13 protein-coding genes are annotated in these 16741 nt (G+C 53.0%); 8 read left to right on the top strand and 5 right to left on the bottom strand.

All coding sequences use genetic code 11. The features are described from left to right. The first annotated feature begins 13 nt into the window (after positions 1-13). The 4 genes from kdpB to kdpE are packed head-to-tail and all read left to right on the top strand — an operon-like array spanning position 14 to position 6068. Positions 14-2080, top strand: coding sequence for a potassium-transporting ATPase subunit KdpB (gene kdpB / locus DRI82_RS01765; RefSeq protein WP_114191774.1), 2067 nt, complete (start codon positions 14-16; stop codon positions 2078-2080). 17 nt (positions 2081-2097) lie between these two features. Further along, positions 2098-2670 carry a potassium-transporting ATPase subunit KdpC gene (gene kdpC / locus DRI82_RS01760; protein ID WP_114191773.1) on the top strand — a complete coding sequence of 191 codons (573 nt, stop codon included), beginning with the start codon at positions 2098-2100 and terminating at the stop codon, positions 2668-2670. Positions 2671-2688: 18 nt separating this feature from the next. Then, entirely contained in the window at positions 2689-5382 is a 2694-nt protein-coding gene (gene kdpD / locus DRI82_RS01755) for a two-component system sensor histidine kinase KdpD (protein ID WP_114191772.1), read from the top strand. Next, the gene (gene kdpE / locus DRI82_RS01750; protein ID WP_114191771.1) at positions 5379-6068 is read left to right on the top strand and encodes a two-component system response regulator KdpE; all 690 of its coding nucleotides are present in this window, start codon (positions 5379-5381) and stop codon (positions 6066-6068) included. Before kdpD ends, kdpE begins: the two co-directional genes overlap by 4 nt. Before the next feature lie 13 nt (positions 6069-6081). Here the strand turns inward: kdpE and DRI82_RS01745 are convergent, their stop codons facing one another. From DRI82_RS01745 to seqA, 3 genes are all read right to left on the bottom strand, one after another. Then, on the bottom strand, positions 6082-6774 hold the full coding sequence (locus DRI82_RS01745) for a PadR family transcriptional regulator (protein ID WP_114191770.1): 693 nt from the start codon (positions 6772-6774) through the stop codon (positions 6082-6084). Between the two features lie 157 nt (positions 6775-6931). Then, a complete protein-coding gene (gene pgm, locus DRI82_RS01740) occupies positions 6932-8575 on the bottom strand; it encodes a phosphoglucomutase (alpha-D-glucose-1,6-bisphosphate-dependent) (RefSeq protein ID WP_114191769.1) in 1644 nt (547 codons plus the stop codon). 22 nt (positions 8576-8597) lie between these two features. Further along, a complete protein-coding gene (gene seqA / locus DRI82_RS01735; protein ID WP_114191768.1) occupies positions 8598-9143 on the bottom strand; it encodes a replication initiation negative regulator SeqA in 546 nt (181 codons plus the stop codon). 207 nt (positions 9144-9350) lie between these two features. Between seqA and ybfF the strand changes: the two genes are divergently transcribed. The 4 genes from ybfF (at position 9351) to fur (ending at position 12401) form a co-directional block, all read left to right on the top strand. Beyond that, positions 9351-10130: an esterase gene (ybfF, locus tag DRI82_RS01730; RefSeq protein ID WP_170138661.1), complete on the top strand. Its 780-nt coding sequence runs from the start codon at positions 9351-9353 to the stop codon at positions 10128-10130. 291 nt (positions 10131-10421) lie between these two features. Next, positions 10422-10709 carry a LexA regulated protein gene (gene ybfE / locus DRI82_RS01725; RefSeq protein ID WP_114191767.1) on the top strand — a complete coding sequence of 96 codons (288 nt, stop codon included), beginning with the start codon at positions 10422-10424 and terminating at the stop codon, positions 10707-10709. Between the two features lie 406 nt (positions 10710-11115). Beyond that, positions 11116-11643, top strand: a complete 528-nt coding sequence (fldA, locus tag DRI82_RS01720; protein ID WP_114191766.1) for a flavodoxin FldA — start codon at positions 11116-11118, stop codon at positions 11641-11643. 311 nt (positions 11644-11954) lie between these two features. Further along, on the top strand, positions 11955-12401 hold the full coding sequence (gene fur, locus DRI82_RS01715) for a ferric iron uptake transcriptional regulator (protein ID WP_114191765.1): 447 nt from the start codon (positions 11955-11957) through the stop codon (positions 12399-12401). Between the two features lie 167 nt (positions 12402-12568). On the opposite strand, the gene glnS is transcribed toward fur, so the two are convergent. Beyond that, entirely contained in the window at positions 12569-14239 is a 1671-nt protein-coding gene (glnS, locus tag DRI82_RS01710) for a glutamine--tRNA ligase (protein WP_114191764.1), read from the bottom strand. A gap of 169 nt (positions 14240-14408) precedes the next feature. After that, complete coding sequence (nagE, locus tag DRI82_RS01705) at positions 14409-16466, bottom strand: N-acetylglucosamine-specific PTS transporter subunit IIBC (protein WP_114192007.1); 2058 nt, start codon at positions 16464-16466, stop codon at positions 14409-14411. Positions 16467-16741 lie beyond the last annotated feature (275 nt).

Below are 16741 nucleotides of genomic sequence, written 5' to 3'. Positions count from 1 at the left end.
AGAGAGAAAGAGTATGACACGCAAGCAACGCGCACTGTTTGAACCCCGACTGGTCCGTATCGCCCTGCTGGATGCGGTTAAAAAACTGAATCCGCGCATCCAGTGGCGTAATCCGGTGATGTTTGTGGTTTATCTTGGCAGCATTTTGACCACGGTGATCTGGTTGGCGATCCTCGCCGGTCAGACTCATGGTGATGCCGGTTTTACGGGTGGTGTTTCACTGTGGCTCTGGTTCACGGTGTTATTCGCCAACTTCGCCGAAGCGCTGGCCGAAGGACGCAGCAAGGCACAGGCAGAAAGCCTGAAAGGTGTGAAGAAAACCAGTTGGGCAAAAAAATTGTCCGACCCTAAACATGACGCAAAAACAGAGAAAGTCTCTGCCGATACATTGCGCAAGGGCGACTGGGTACTGATTGAAGCCGGGGATACCGTTCCCTGCGACGGCGAAGTGTTGGAGGGCGGAGCCTCGGTGGATGAAAGTGCCATTACCGGTGAATCCGCGCCGGTCATCCGCGAATCGGGTGGTGACTTCTCCTCCGTCACTGGCGGCACCCGCGTCTTGTCAGATTGGCTGGTGGTGCAGTGCAGCGTGAATCCGGGCGAAACCTTTCTCGATCGCATGATCGCCATGGTCGAAGGGGCCAAACGTCGCAAAACCCCCAATGAAGTGGCGCTGACGATTTTGTTGGTTGCACTGACGATTGTGTTTTTACTGGCAACGGCGACGCTTTACCCGTTTTCCTATTTCAGCGTGCAAGCCAGCCACGCCGGATCGCCGGTGACCATCACCGTGCTGGTCGCGCTGCTGGTTTGCCTGATCCCAACCACTATCGGCGGATTGCTCTCGGCCATTGGTGTGGCAGGGATGAGCCGGATGCTGGGAGCCAACGTGATTGCCACCAGTGGCCGTGCCGTTGAAGCCGCAGGGGATGTTGATGTGCTCCTGCTGGACAAGACCGGCACGATCACTCTCGGCAACCGTCAGGCGTCACAATTTTTACCGGTACCGGGTGTAACAGAACAGGAACTGGCGGACGCCGCGCAGCTTTCTTCACTGGCGGATGAAACGCCGGAAGGCCGCAGTATTGTCGTTCTGGCCAAGCAGCGTTTCAATCTGCGCGAACGCGATCTGCATTCGCTCAACGCCACGTTCGTGCCCTTCTCCGCACAAACCCGGATGAGCGGTGTAAATGTGCAGGATCGCAGTATCCGCAAAGGTGCCGTGGATGCAATTCAACGTCATGTGGAATCCAATCAGGGCCAGTTCCCACGCGCCGTTGACGAAATGGTGGAAACCGTGGCGCGAAAAGGCGGCACCCCGCTGGTAGTGGTTGATGGGGTGAAAGTGCTCGGTGTTGTAGAACTGAAAGATATTGTGAAAGGTGGGATCAAAGAGCGTTTTGCCGAACTGCGCAAAATGGGTATCAAAACGGTGATGATCACCGGCGACAACCGTCTGACCGCAGCCGCCATTGCTGCGGAAGCCGGGGTGGACGATTTTCTGGCCGAGGCCACGCCGGAAGCCAAACTGGCGCTGATCCGCCAGTATCAGGGCGAAGGGCGCCTGGTCGCCATGACCGGTGACGGCACCAATGATGCTCCGGCGCTGGCTCAGGCCGATGTGGCAGTCGCCATGAACTCGGGAACACAGGCAGCCAAAGAAGCCGGGAACATGGTCGATCTCGACTCAAATCCGACCAAACTTATTGAAGTGGTGCACATTGGCAAACAGATGCTGATGACCCGGGGATCGCTGACCACGTTCAGTATCGCCAATGATGTCGCCAAATATTTTGCCATCATTCCGGCAGCGTTTGCGGCGACCTATCCGCAACTGAATGCGCTGAATGTGATGCATCTGCATTCACCGGCATCGGCCATTATGTCTGCGGTTATCTTCAATGCGTTGGTGATTGTGTTTCTGATCCCCCTCGCATTACAAGGTGTGAGCTATAAGCCGATGAGCGCTGCGGCACTGTTGCGTCGTAATTTGTGGATCTACGGTCTCGGGGGATTACTGGTGCCCTTTGCCGGAATCAAATTGATTGATGTGATCCTCACGCTGTTAAGTATCGGCTAACGTTAAGGAAATCTGCTATGTCTTATATACGTCCCTCTCTGGTGCTGATGATCCTGCTAACGCTGATTACCGGCATTGCCTACCCGTTGCTGACCACTGGCCTGTCGCAACTGCTGTTCGCGAATAAAGCCGCGGGTTCAATTATTTCTGTGGCGGGCAAACCCGTCGGCTCGGCGCTGATCGGCCAGCAATTTACCCGCCCAGACTATTTTTGGGGCCGGCCTTCCGCCACCAGCGGAACGCCCTATAATGCGTTAGCATCAGGTGGCAGTAATCTGGCTATCACCAACCCGGCGTTGGATCAGGCGATCGCCGAGCGCATTGCGGCACTTCGCGCTGCCAATGGGCAAAGTTCCGCCACGGTGCCAGTGGATTTGGTCACGGCGTCGGGCAGCGGTCTTGACCCGCAGATTTCACCTGAGGCGGCGCAGTGGCAGGCACCCCGTATCGCCAGCCAGCGTGGACTTCCGCTCTCGCAGGTGCAGAAATTGATTGATGAGAATACCGTCAAACCGATGCCAGATTTCTTCGGTGAGCCGGTAGTGAATGTGCTGCTGCTGAACCGGGCGCTCGACGAAAGCCAGCCCTGACAGCCTTAAGGATGAATCATGGTGGATGAGGAACAGCAACGTCCCGATCCGGACAGCTTGCTGGCGCTGGCAAATGAAAAACCGCGCGGTCAGTTAAAAGTATTCTTTGGTGCCTGCGCCGGGGTAGGGAAAACCTATGCCATGTTGCAGGAAGCCCAACGCCTGCGGGCACAAGGGCTGGACGTGCTGATTGGGGTGGTCGAAACCCATGGCCGTCAGGAAACCGAAGCCCTGTTGACGGGTTTGCCTCTCCTGCCATTGAAACGGATTCAGCACCGTGGTCGCCAGGTGCGTGAGTTTGATCTGGATGCCGCCCTCGCGCGGCATCCGGCGTTAATCCTGATGGATGAACTGGCGCACAGCAATGCCGCCGGTTCGCGGCACCCCAAGCGCTGGCAGGATGTGGAAGAGCTGCTGGATGCCGGGATCGACGTACTCACCACCGTAAATGTGCAGCATCTGGAAAGCCTTAATGATGTAGTCGGCGGCGTCACCGGTGTTCGTGTGCGTGAAACCCTTCCCGATCACATGTTCGACGAGGCCAGTGAAGTGGTGCTGGTCGATTTGCCGCCAGACGATCTTCGCCAACGGTTAAAAGAGGGCAAAGTCTATATTCCCGGTCAGGCCGAGCGGGCCATCGAACATTTTTTCCGCAAGGGAAATCTCATCGCCCTGCGTGAACTGGCGCTGAGGAGAACAGCAGATCGCGTTGACGATCAGATGCGTGCTTTTCGCGATACTCAGGGCAGAGAGCGCGTCTGGCACACCCGAGACGCAATTTTGCTCTGCATCGGGCACGGCAGCGGCAACGAAAAACTGGTTCGCGTTGCCGCCCGGTTGGCAGCGCGCCTCGGCTGCGTCTGGCACGCCGTTTATGTTGAAACACCGCGCCTGCACCGACTGCCGGAAGAGCAGCGTCGCGCCATTTTGCGGGCCTTGAAACTGGCGCAGGATCTGGGGGCGGAAACCGCGACGCTGTCTGAACAGAATGAAGAAAGAGCCATTCTGCGCTACGCCCGCGAACACAATCTGGGCAAAGTGATGATTGGCCGTCGTCATGAAAGGCCCTGGAAATTGCGCACCAGTTTCGCCGATCGTCTGGCACATCTCGGGCCGGATATCGATTTGGTGATCGTGGCTCTCGAAAACGATCCCCCACCGCCTGCCCCGAGGGAAGCCGATGGTCGCGCCTTCACCGAGAAATGGAAGATGCAGTTGCGCGGATGTGCCGTTGCCATTGGCCTCTGCGCACTGACGACGTTACTCTCGCTGTGGCTGATCCCAGGCTTTGACCAGGCCAATCTGGTGATGGTTTTCCTGCTCGGTGTGGTTATCGTCGCCCTGTTCTATGGTCGTTGGCCGTCGGTGCTGGCGGCCATCCTTAACGTCGCCAGCTTTGATCTGTTCTTCGTCCAGCCTAGAGGATCGCTGGCGGTGACTGATGTGCAATATCTGGTGACCTTCGGCGTCATGCTGATCGTCGGGATTCTGATTGGTAATCTGACCGCAGGTGTGCGTTATCAGGCGCGTATAGCCCGCTACCGCGAACAGCGTGCGCGACATCTTTATGAGCTCTCGAAAGGTTTGAGTCAGGCGTTGAGCCGCGATGATGTCGCCCACACCAGCCGGCATTTCCTCTCCTCCAGTTTCCACGCCAAAACAGCCATCCTGCTGCCACAGGAGGACGGCAGTCTGCAATCGGTAGCGAGCGGCGATGAGGGAATGATGGTGGATGAAGCGATAGCCCGCTGGAGCTTTGACAAACAGGCACCTGCTGGCGCGGGAACCGACACGCTGCCCGGCGTGCCCTATCAACTGCTGCCACTATCCACACAGCAGCAAACCTTTGGTTTACTGGTGATTGAACCAGCCAATATCCGTCAGTTAATGGTGCCAGAACAGCAGCGCCTGTTGCAGACCTTTACGGTATTGATCGCCAATGCGTTGGAGCGGTTGCATCTTTCAGCCAGTGCCGAAAGCGCCAGGTTGGATGCCGAGCGTGAGCAGTTGCGCAACTCACTGCTGGCGGCGTTATCGCACGATTTGCGCACACCGTTGACGGTGCTGTTCGGCCAGGCGGAAATTCTCACGCTGGATTTGGCAGCGGCAGGTTCGCCCCATGCACCGCAAGCCAATCAGATTCGTCAGCAGGTTTTAAGTACCACCCGTTTGGTGAATAATCTGCTCGACATGGCGCGGATCCAATCCGGTGGATTCAATCTGCGCAAGGAGTGGCAGTCACTGGAGGAGATCGCGGGCAGCGCCTTGCGCATGCTGGAAACCACCCTCAGTTCACATCATATCGACATTGATCTACCGGCTGACTTGCCGCTGATTCACTGTGATGCCAGCCTGATAGAGCGCGTGCTCATCAACTTACTGGAAAATGCCCACAAATATGCGGGCGCGCAGGCAACGTTGGGCATCCGTGCCAGAGCAGAGGGCGCGTTGCTGAACGTCGAAATCTGGGATAACGGCCCCGGCGTGTTCAACGGCGAGGAACACCGGATATTCGACAAGTTCGCCCGAGGAAATAAAGAGTCGGCTATTCCCGGCGTGGGCTTGGGATTAGCCATTTGCCGTGCCATTATTGACGTTCATGGCGGCCGCATCTGGGCCGAGAATGGGCCAGACGGCGGCGCACATTTTCATTTTTCATTACCGCTGGAAACGCCGCCAGAATTTGACAACGAGATTGACGAGGAACTGTGACTACATCGCCCCCCCATATTCTGATTGTTGAAGATGAAAAAGAGATCCGTCGTTTTGTCCGCGCCGCATTGGAGGGCGAAGGCTGGCGCGTTTATGAGAGTGACACACTGCAACGGGGTTTGATTGAAGCCGGAACCCGCAAGCCGGATTTGATTATTCTCGATCTGGGTCTGCCAGACGGCGATGGGCTGGACTATATCCGCGATCTGCGCCACTGGAGTGCCATTCCGGTGATTGTGCTCTCGGCGCGAACTGGCGAAGAAGACAAAATAGCTGCGCTGGACGCTGGAGCCGATGACTTTTTGAGTAAGCCTTTTGGCGTAGGTGAGTTACTGGCACGGGTGCGGGTTTCGCTGCGACGCCATGCCAGTACCAATCAGGAAAGCCCTGTTATCACGTTTTCTGAAATTACGGTCGATCTGATTAACCGGTGTGTCTTGCGCAATGGCGAAGACTTGCACCTCACCCCGACAGAATTCCGTCTGCTGGCTGAACTGCTGGCCAACAGCGGTAAAGTGATCACCCAGCGTCAGTTACTTAGCCACGTCTGGGGACCGAACTACGTCGAACACAGCCATTATCTTCGCATCTACATGGGCCATTTACGGCAAAAGCTGGAAATTGATCCCGCACGCCCGCGTCATCTGTTGACGGAAACCGGCGTGGGTTACCGCTTTTTACCGTAACGATAACCGGGCATCAGTTTTTATCTTGTTCAGACGCATCCGGTGCTGCATTTTGCTCATCGGACTGAAATTCTTTTTCGATAGCTTCCACCGCCGTCAGCAAGACTGCATTGATACGCGCAACCTGTTCCGGGTTCACATCCGCACGCATCATATTACCGCGCAGCACATGTCTGAGCCGATTCATGACATCGGCAATACCTTCCGCCAGATTGCCTTCGCGGTGGTGTTGACCACGACTCTGCGCCAGACGGGCAAAAATGATATCGACCATCTCCTGGTGCTGTTGCAACTCAGCCTTTCCGGCATCGGTGATCTGGTAACTTTTCCGGCCATTTCCGGTCGCGGCAGGGGTCAGGAAATCCTGCTCTTCCAGCAGGGTCAGCGTTGGATAGATCACCCCAGGGCTCGGTACGTACAAACCTGATGATGCCTCTTCAATCGCCTTGATTAGCTCATAGCCGTGGCTCGGCTTTTTCGCGACCAGCGCCAAAAGCACCATCCGCAGATCGCCGTGCTCAAACAGGCGATGCATTCTTTCTCCGCGCCCCCGCCCTGGCCCACGGCCCCGTCCGCGCCCTTCCCCATCAGCACCCTGATGATGATGTCCACCGCGATGCAGCCTTCCGCCACCGTGGTGACGATGCTCTTCTTCATCATGACGACATTCGCCGCGACGATGACCAAATTTCAAATGATTAAACATAACTCTTCCTCTTTAGATATATCGAAACAACTTCGATATATCTAATTTAGATCGATATATCTAAATGATCAAGAGGATTTTTCACAATGGATTCGCTTTCCGACAGGCGTAAAAAAAGCGCTGTAAATACAGCGCTTTAATTTTTATATCGGCGAGGTTATTTGGCGTTGGCCAGAACTTCACTGACAATTTCTACTGCTTCGCGTTCGATCTTTTCGCGGTGTTCGGCACCCAGGAAGCTCTCACAATAGATTTTGTAAGCCTCTTCGGTACCCGACGGACGTGCTGCAAACCAGCCATTGTCCGTCATCACTTTCAGGCCACCGATAGACGCACCGTTACCCGGTGCCGCTGTCAGGCGAGCGGTGATTTTGTCACCGGCCAGCGTATCGGCCTTGACCTGCTCAGGAGAGAGTTTTGCCAGTGCCGCTTTTTGCGCATGGGTGGCCGGAGCCTGAATGCGGTTGTAGCTTGGCGCACCAAAACGTTCTGCCAGCTTGTCATAGTGAGCCTGCGGATTACTGCCCGTGACAGCGGTGATTTCTGCAGCCAGCAAGCACATGATGATACCGTCTTTATCGGTCGACCACGGCGTGCCGTCAAAGCGCAGGAAAGAAGCCCCGGCACTCTCTTCGCCACCAAAACCGAAGCTGCCATCGAACAGTCCGTCAACGAACCATTTGAAGCCAACCGGCACTTCCACCAATTTGCGGCCCAGATCGGCAACCACTCTGTCGATCATCGCACTCGACACCAGCGTTTTACCGACGGCCACATCAGCGCCCCACTGTGGGCGATGCTGGAACAGATAATTAATGGCAACGGCCAGATAGTGGTTCGGATTCATCAGCCCTTTCGGGGTAACGATGCCGTGGCGGTCATAGTCAGGATCGTTGGCAAACGCCAGATCAAACTTGTCGCGCAGTGCCAGCAGACCGGCCATGGCGGATTCAGACGAGCAATCCATACGGATGATGCCGTCGTGATCCAGATGCATGAAACGGAACGTCTGGTCGATGGAGTCATTCACCAGCGTCAGGTCGAGTTTGTAGTGCTCGGCGATACGCTGCCAGTAAGCAATACCCGAACCGCCCAGCGGATCAACACCGAGTTTCAGACCCGCGCGTTGAATGGCAGGCATGTCGATAATTTCGGTCAAGCCTTCAACGTAGGGTTGAACCAGATCCTGCTCATGCAGATGGCCGCCCTGACGGGCTTGATCCAGCGTTTGGCGTTTAACACCCGCCAACTTTTCAGTCAGCAGGTCGTTGGCACGCTTCTCGATAACAGACGTCAGGTTGGTATCTGCCGGGCCACCATTTGGCGGATTGTACTTGATGCCACCATCTTCTGGTGGGTTATGCGACGGCGTGATCACGATACCGTCAGCCTGCGCGCCACCTTGGCGGTTGTACGTCAAAATAGCGTGGGAAACAGCGGGAGTCGGTGTAAAACCATTATCTTCCTGGATAATGACGTCCACACCATTGGCTGTCAGCACTTCCAGTACTGAAATAAATGCGGGCTCAGACAGTGCATGCGTGTCCTTACCGACATAGCAAGGGCCACTGATGCCATGCTTCTGGCGCTCTTCTGCTATTGCCTGGGCAATAGCCAGAATATGCGCTTCATTAAAGCTTTGGCGCTCAGCGCTGCCGCGGTGTCCTGATGTTCCGAATTTAACCGCATGCGCAGCATTGCCTGGTTCAGGTTGCAATACATAATATTGCGACGTCAACTGTGCCACATTTATCAAATCGCTTTGCTGGGCGGGTTGCCCTGCACGGGGGTGATTAGCCACGGCGCTTCTCCCTTTCGCTGAATTAAATGGTGCCGCAAACTTTGTCTGTCAGTTCCACCGGGAACTGCATTGCCAGCATGATGTGTTCTACCATACTGCGTTTACGACCTGTGTTGGTATTGGTAATTACCCAGTATGGCGTCCCTGGAACATGTTTCGGTTTGGTATGGATGCCATTCTGAAGTAGGGTTTGCTGGTCGCCGGCAAAATAAGTTCGGGTGCGTCCATGCAGTGAGTCGGTTGCCGCAGCAAATTCCTGTGGCTCAAGGGTATACAGGGTTGACAATACCAGCATAAATCGAGTCACGGCTTTCGTCTGTTCAGCGTATTCATCTGACAACAGCAGTTCGCGCATGGCGCGGACACGATCGCGTGGACGTGCAGCCACAACGGATTTTTCTGCAGTCTCTGCACGTTGTTCGGCAGCGACAGGTGCTGCTGCACGTTCAGGTTGCCCGGCAGTGAATTTCAACATACGTCGAAGAATATCCGACGCGGTTTCTCCAATATGCTGCGTGTGGCTCGCAATGTAGCGATAAAGTTCTTCGTCAACCTCAATAGTTTTCATCGTTATCCAGTACAGTTATTCTACTCAATTGAATCGTGAGGATTATACAAGTTTAAACCCGGCCACGAACAGGATCATTACTCTGCGACATAATAAAACAGATTTATCTCTATAGTTGGTGACCTGAGCCACTCTGTCAATTCTTCCATCCCCAGGGAAGCCCATTTTTTCTGTCGTCATGATAACCTAATGGGATTCCCTCTCAGTATGAACTTCGCCATGAAATTGAACTATCGCTTACAATCCGACCAATCTCCTGCTGATGCCCTGCCCGCTGTCCTGATTCATGGACTTTTTGGTAACCTCGATAACCTGGGGGTGCTGGCGCGTGACCTGAAACCTGACCACCCTGTTTTGCAGGTTGATTTGCGTAACCATGGTTTGTCACCCCGTTCCACCGAAATGAACTATCCTGCCATGGCGCAGGATTTGTTGGAACTGTTTGACGATCTCGATATCGGCAAAGCGCTGGTGATCGGGCATTCCATGGGCGGAAAAGCGGCTATGGCGCTCACGGCCATTGCACCAGAGCGTATTGAAAAGCTGGTATCGATTGACGTTGCACCGGTCGATTACGCACTTCGACGCCACGACAAGATCTTTGCGGCCATTAATGCCGTCACTGAAGCCGGTCTGACCCAACGCTCTGCGGCCGCCGCACTGATGCGCGAGTCTCTAGCTGAAGAAGGCGTGATCCAATTCCTGCTGAAATCCTTCCATGAGGGAGAATGGCGCTTCAACGTGCCGGTATTGCTCGATCAGTATGAAAATATCGTTGGCTGGCAGAAAGTCCCGGCCTGGCCGCATCCGGCCCTGTTTATCCGTGGGGAACTCTCCCCCTATATTCAGGATAAATTCCGCGGGGATATTGCCCGCCAATTCCCCCAGGCTCGCGCTCACGTCGTGGCTGGCAGTGGCCATTGGGTGCATGCGGAGAAACCCGAAGCGGTGCTGAGGGCCATTCACCGTTTTATCGACCCGGTATAACCCGCATTGCCATATCGCGTTGCCATAAAAGTACGGGCCAGTATTTCTGGCCAGTTTCTTTGGTCGCCAAGGATAATTACTTTACCAACAGCTCAGTTAAGGATTGTCGACGCCAAGCCTGCTGGGGTATGATTGCGCGCTATAATTTTTGCCGCCATCGCAGTTGCAGATATTGGCACTGTGCGGGGCGAATTGGGTTAGGGTTTATTGACCCGACGTGTATTAACCGAGCCGTCCGAAGGGGTGATCTTCGCACCTTCCGATGTACATTCCCTAGTTGTATCGCTACCTATGGCCAAAGAACAAACGGATCGCACGACGCTTGATCTGTTCGCAGATGAACGCCGTCCGGGGCGCCCGAAAACCAATCCATTATCACGCGATGAGCAGCTTAGGATTAATAAGCGCAATCAACTTCGACGCGATAAAGTTCGTGGTTTACGGCGAGTAGAATTGAAAATCAATGCGGACGCAGTTGATGCACTCAACAGGCTGGCTGAAGAGCAAAACATCAGTCGCAGTGAATTGATTGAACAAATGCTGTTGGCACAACTGACAGATCACCAGGAAACGTCCTGACCGCCGGGAAGCTGATGCTGCATCAACTCCTGCGGCCAGGCGCCTGTTATCCCTTCTTATGTACCTATCATGTCTCTGGCGACGCCTTTACGTCGCCCATCGAAAGTATGTCACCAATAAAAAGTACATCCCCCACAAAAAGTACGTCATCTGGCAAGATGATAATCAGAAGAATTGCCCAATGAACTGGGTTGAAAGAAGTGACTGTCTTTGATGGTAAAAATGCCACCAGCACACAAAGGCGATAACACTTATCAATTACACCCGATAGAATATGTCCCCATATCTGACTGTGGCTTTCAGGATCAGGCTCTATTTTATCCTGGCAGAGAGTTTGCTGATATCAGCGCAATCAACGCCAGCCACATTCAGGCTTTTCCATTTAGAACAAGAGGTTAGAAAGCATATGGCCGTAGTGGGTATCTTCTTCGGATCCGATACAGGTAACACTGAAAACATCGCCAAAATGATCCAGAAGCAATTGGGTAAAGACGTTGCGGAAGTGCATGATATTGCGAAGAGCAGCAAAGAAGATCTTGAGAAATTTGATATTCTGCTGATCGGCATTCCAACCTGGTATTACGGTGAAGCGCAATGTGACTGGGATGACTTTTTCCCTACCCTGGAAGAGATCGAATTCAACGGTAAACTGGTTGCGCTGTTCGGTTGCGGTGATCAGGAAGATTATGCTGAGTACTTCTGCGACGCGATGGGGACCGTACGTGACATCATTGAGCCGAACGGTGCGACAATAGTCGGTCACTGGCCAACCAAAGGCTATCATTTCGAAGCCTCCAAAGGTCTGGCGGATGACGATCACTTTATCGGTCTCGCGATTGATGAAGACCGTCAGCCTGAATTGACCAACGAGCGCGTTGAGGCGTGGGTCAAGCAGATCTCTCAGGAATTGAGTCTGGCAGAAATCATCGGATAAATCTGTTTTGGCCTGAAAGGGGCTTTTCTCATCCTTTCAGGCCATTGTTTACACCTATTATATAAATAAGTAGCTACAAATTTGTAACTTTAAGCCAGAACAGGGTAAACTTACGCTAATTGTTTTTCCCATCCATCAACAAGTTGCATGTATTGACATGCTTCGAGCGCAAAAATATCTTTGTTAACAACCAGTGGTTTTCATTTTTAGCACACAGTTCTATAATGAGACGCAATCATATTTTTTGTGCCGACCGATGTCATAGGCTATAAGCCTCCACTTGTTTAGCATAGTAACAGGACTGAATCCGCATGACTGACAACAACACCGCATTGAAGAAGGCCGGCCTGAAAGTCACGCTTCCGCGACTCAAAATCCTGGAAGTTTTGCAAGATCCGGAATGCCACCACGTCAGTGCGGAAGATCTGTACAAAAAACTGATCGATATGGGCGAAGAAATTGGCCTGGCGACAGTGTATCGCGTTCTGAACCAATTTGATGACGCGGGTATTGTGACGCGCCATAATTTCGAGGGCGGAAAATCTGTCTTCGAACTGACGCAACAACATCATCATGATCATCTGATCTGCCTTGATTGCGGTAAAGTCATTGAATTCAGAGATGAATCCATCGAGTTACGTCAGCGTGAAATCGCCAAGGCGCATGGTATCAAACTGACTAACCACAGCCTCTATCTCTATGGTCATTGTGAAACCGGTGATTGCCGCGAAGACGATACCCTTCACGATATGAAATGATGGCAAAAATAATTGCCTGAACCGTAAAGGAACCGCTTTATCGCGGTTTTTTTATGCCTGCGATTCGGCCTGCTTTTCCTCCCTATGATGAATTTGCTCAATAAAGAGCGGCTATGAGAAACAAAAAAGGCCCCGCACGCGGAGCCTTGTAGACTGTTGAAGAGGCGTTACGCGTTTTCTTTGGCTGTCCAGGTATCACGCAAACCAACAGTGCGGTTAAACACCAGTTTCTCCTGGCTGGAGTAACGGCTGTCTGCGCAGAAATACCCTTCCCGCTCGAACTGGTAAGCAAACTCGGCTTTTGCATCAGCCAGACTCGGCTCAACAAAACCTTCAGCAAGCGTCAATGACTCGCTGTTGATCGTCGTCAGGAAATCATCTGCCAGACCCGGATTCGCCACATTGAACAGGCGATCATACAACCGGAACGTTGCAGGCAGCGCGTGGCTGGCGGACACCCAATGGATGACGCCTTTAACCTTGCGGCCATCAGCAGGATCTTTGTGCAAGGTCTCAGGATCATAAGAACAGAAGATCGTCACAATCGCGCCGTCTGCGTCTTTCTCAACGCGTTCCGCCTTGATCACATACGCATTGCGCAGACGAACTTCCTTGCCCAAAACCAAACGCTTGTACTGCTTGTTGGCTTCTTCACGGAAGTCAGCCTGATCGATATAGATTTCACGGCTGAACGGCACGTCGCGGCTGCCCATTTCCGGTTTGTTCGGGTGATTTGGCATGGCGACCTGCTGAACTTCATTCTCTGGCAGGTTTTCAATAATCACTTTTACCGGATTGATCACGGCCATGGCGCGCGGCGCATGCTCATTCAGTTCGTCACGGATACAGGACTCAAGCGAACCCATTTCAACGTTGTTCGACTGTTTGGTCACACCAATACGGCGGCAGAATTCACGGATAGCGGCAGCGCTGTAACCACGGCGACGCAGGCCAGAAATGGTCGGCATACGTGGATCGTCCCAACCCTCAACAATCTTGTCAGTCACCAGCAGGTTCAGCTTGCGCTTGGACATGATGGAGTACTCGAGATTGAGGCGAGAGAACTCATACTGACGCGGGTGGCAAGGAATGGTGATGTTATCCAGCACCCAATCATACAGGCGGCGGTTGTCCTGGAACTCCAGCGTACAGAGGGAATGGGTGATGCCTTCCAACGCATCGGAAATGCAGTGGGTAAAATCGTACATCGGATAGATGCACCATTTGTTGCCAGTCTGATGATGATCGGCAAATTTAATGCGATACAGCACCGGATCGCGCATCACCATAAAAGGCGACGCCATATCGATCCTGGCACGCAGGCAGGCACTACCTTCAGCAAATTCACCGTTACGCATTTTTGCAAACAGCGCCAGATTCTCTTCCACGCCACGATCGCGGTACGGGCTGTTGGTACCGGCAGACGTCAACGTGCCACGGTATTCGCGGATCTGCTCAGGTGACAATTCATCGACATAAGCCAGGCCTTTGCCAATCAATTCCACGGCATAGTTGTGTAACTGATCGAAATAGTCAGAAGAGTAGCGGACATTACCGCTCCATTCAAAACCCAGCCACTGAACGTCATACTTGATCGACTCTACGTATTCGATGTCTTCTTTTACAGGGTTGGTGTCATCAAAACGCAGATTGCATTGACCTTGGTAATCCTGGGCGATGCCGAAATTCAGGCAGATCGATTTGGCATGACCAATATGCAGATAACCGTTAGGTTCAGGTGGGAAACGGGTCTGTACTGACGAATGTTTCCCTGAAGCCAGATCTTCATCAATGATCTGACGGATAAAATTGGTTGGGCGGGCTTCTGCCTCACTCATCTTTCTATTCCTCTACGCGAAAGCACGGCTGTTAACCGCTTATGTTCCAACAAGCCACGCCGGGACACAACCGTTTGTTGCATAAAAAACGCGGTCTCTTCTTCAAAATAAAAAAACGGGAGGAGATCGCTCTCCCCCCGCTCTGATGACGTAACGTCAGATCGAGATATTACTTGCCTTGGATTTCAAACAATTTGGTTTGACCCGCGACAACCTGACCCGACGTCAATGCCGACAGACCGGCATACTCATCGATATTGCTCACCACCACCGGACTCAGCATTGAGCGGGCATTGGCGTTCAGGTATTCAAGATCCAGCTCCAGAACTGGCTGACCCGCCGTGACGGTCGCCCCTTCTTCGGCCAGACGTTTGAAGCCCTTGCCACCCAGTGCGACGGTATCAATCCCCATATGCACCACAATCTCCGCGCCAGAGGCTGTTTCCAGACAGAAGGCGTGATTGGTGTTGAAGATTTTAATCAGCGTGCCGCTGGCCGGTGCGACAACGATTTTATCGGTTGGCCGAATGGCAACACCATCACCGACCGCTTTACTGGCGAAAGCTTCGTCAGGAACCTGATCCAACGCCACCACTTCACCGGTAATAGGCGAAACCAGAGTCTCGGTAGCCGCCTTGACGCTGTTAGGCACTGCCTGCGGTTTTGCCGCGGCGGCAGCAACCGGAGTCGCTGTGGCTGCTGGAGCGTGTGCTGCGACGGCAGCGACCGGACCATTTGCCATTACGCTACGCATGGCGCTGGCAATCAGTTCGGCACGCGTACCCACAATAACCTGCACACTCTGTTTGTTCAGGCGGATAATGCCAGATGCGCCCAGATGCTTGGCCAGACCGTCATTGACCAGTGCAGAATCTTTGACGTTGAGACGCAGGCGGGTGATACAGGCATCGATACCGGTCAGGTTTTCAGACCCCCCGATCGCGCCGATATAGCGGCGAGCGAGAATTTCCGTTTCAGAACCGGTGCTCTGCTGGTTTTTGTCCAGATCAACATCATAACCGTCGGATTCGTCACCGGCTGTTGCCAGTTCACGTCCTGGAGTCAGCAGGTTGAATCTTTTGATGGTGTAACGGAACACCACATAGTAAATAACGAAGAACACCAGACCTTGCAGAATCAGCATGTACCAATGGGTCGCCAGCGGGTTACGCGAGGAGAGCACCATATCCACCAGCCCCGCACTGAAGCCGAAACCGGCAATCCAGTGCATGCTCGCCGCGATGAAAACGGAGAGACCGGTCAGTAACGCATGGATGACATACAGTACAGGTGCCACGAACATGAAGGAGAATTCCAACGGTTCGGTGATACCGGTGAAGAAAGCAGCAAACGCAGCGGCAATCATGATACCCGCCACTTTCGCTTTATTCTCAGGACGGGCGCAGTGGTAAATGGCCAGTGCCGCACCCGGCAGACCAAACATCATGATAGGGAAGAAACCCGCCTGATAACGACCAGTGATACCGACTACCGCTTTCCCGGCTTCAATGGATTGTTGACCACCCAGGAAGTTAGGGATGTCGTTGATACCGGCCACGTCAAACCAGAACACGGAGTTCAGGGCGTGATGCAGGCCGACGGGGATCAGCAGACGGTTGAAGAAGGCGTAGATACCCGCGCCAACAGAACCCATTTGCTGAATATATTCACCAAAGGAGACCAGTGCGTTATAAATCAGAGGCCAGATATACATCATGATGAAAGCAACAACGATCATCAGGAAGGAGGTCAGGATCGGCACCAGACGACGGCCGCTGAAGAAAGACAGCGCCTTTGGCAGTTCTACATGACTGAAACGGTTATAGAGTTCGGCGGAAATAATACCGACCAGAATACCCACAAACTGGTTCTCGATTTTACCAAAGGCAGCAGGAACCTGATCAAGTGGAATTTTTTGGATCATGGAAACCGCAGCGGGTGAACACAACGTCGTGAGCACCAGAAAACCAACAAAGCCGGTTAACGCTGCCGCGCCGTCTTTGTCTTTAGACATACCATAGGCAACACCAATGGCAAACAGCACTGACATATGATCTATGATAGCGCCACCAGATTTCAAAAACAGTGCTGCCAGCGCGTTACCAGCCCCCCAGCTATCTGGGTCGATCCAATATCCTATACCCATCAGAATAGCTGCGGCGGGCAGTACAGCTACCGGGACCATCAAGGCCCGGCCCACTTTTTGCAAGTAACTAAGAATATTCACCTTTCCCCCTTTGTGTCCTGAGACGGACATTTTTTTTAAGTAGTTTACGAACATTGTTCACTACCTTTTTAAAAACTGTTCACATCGACTGCTATGCGGAGTGTAAAAAAATTATTTCGTATCGCAAATTAAAAGCTCATTTTTTGTGACATTTATCACCAAAAATCACTCTAACCAAGGCAATCTGCTAGCCAGAACACAAAACTTATTTTATGATTAAAAAAATCAAAACGGCGCTGTGTCGTTACGTGGCCTGAAAACGTGAGTTACCCTTA

Source organism: Edaphovirga cremea (assembly GCF_003332275.1).
GTDB classification, from domain to species: Bacteria; Pseudomonadota; Gammaproteobacteria; order Enterobacterales; family Enterobacteriaceae; genus Edaphovirga; species Edaphovirga cremea.
The sequence above is the reverse complement of the archived record's forward strand: the minus strand, read 5'-3'. Positions and strand labels throughout refer to the sequence as shown.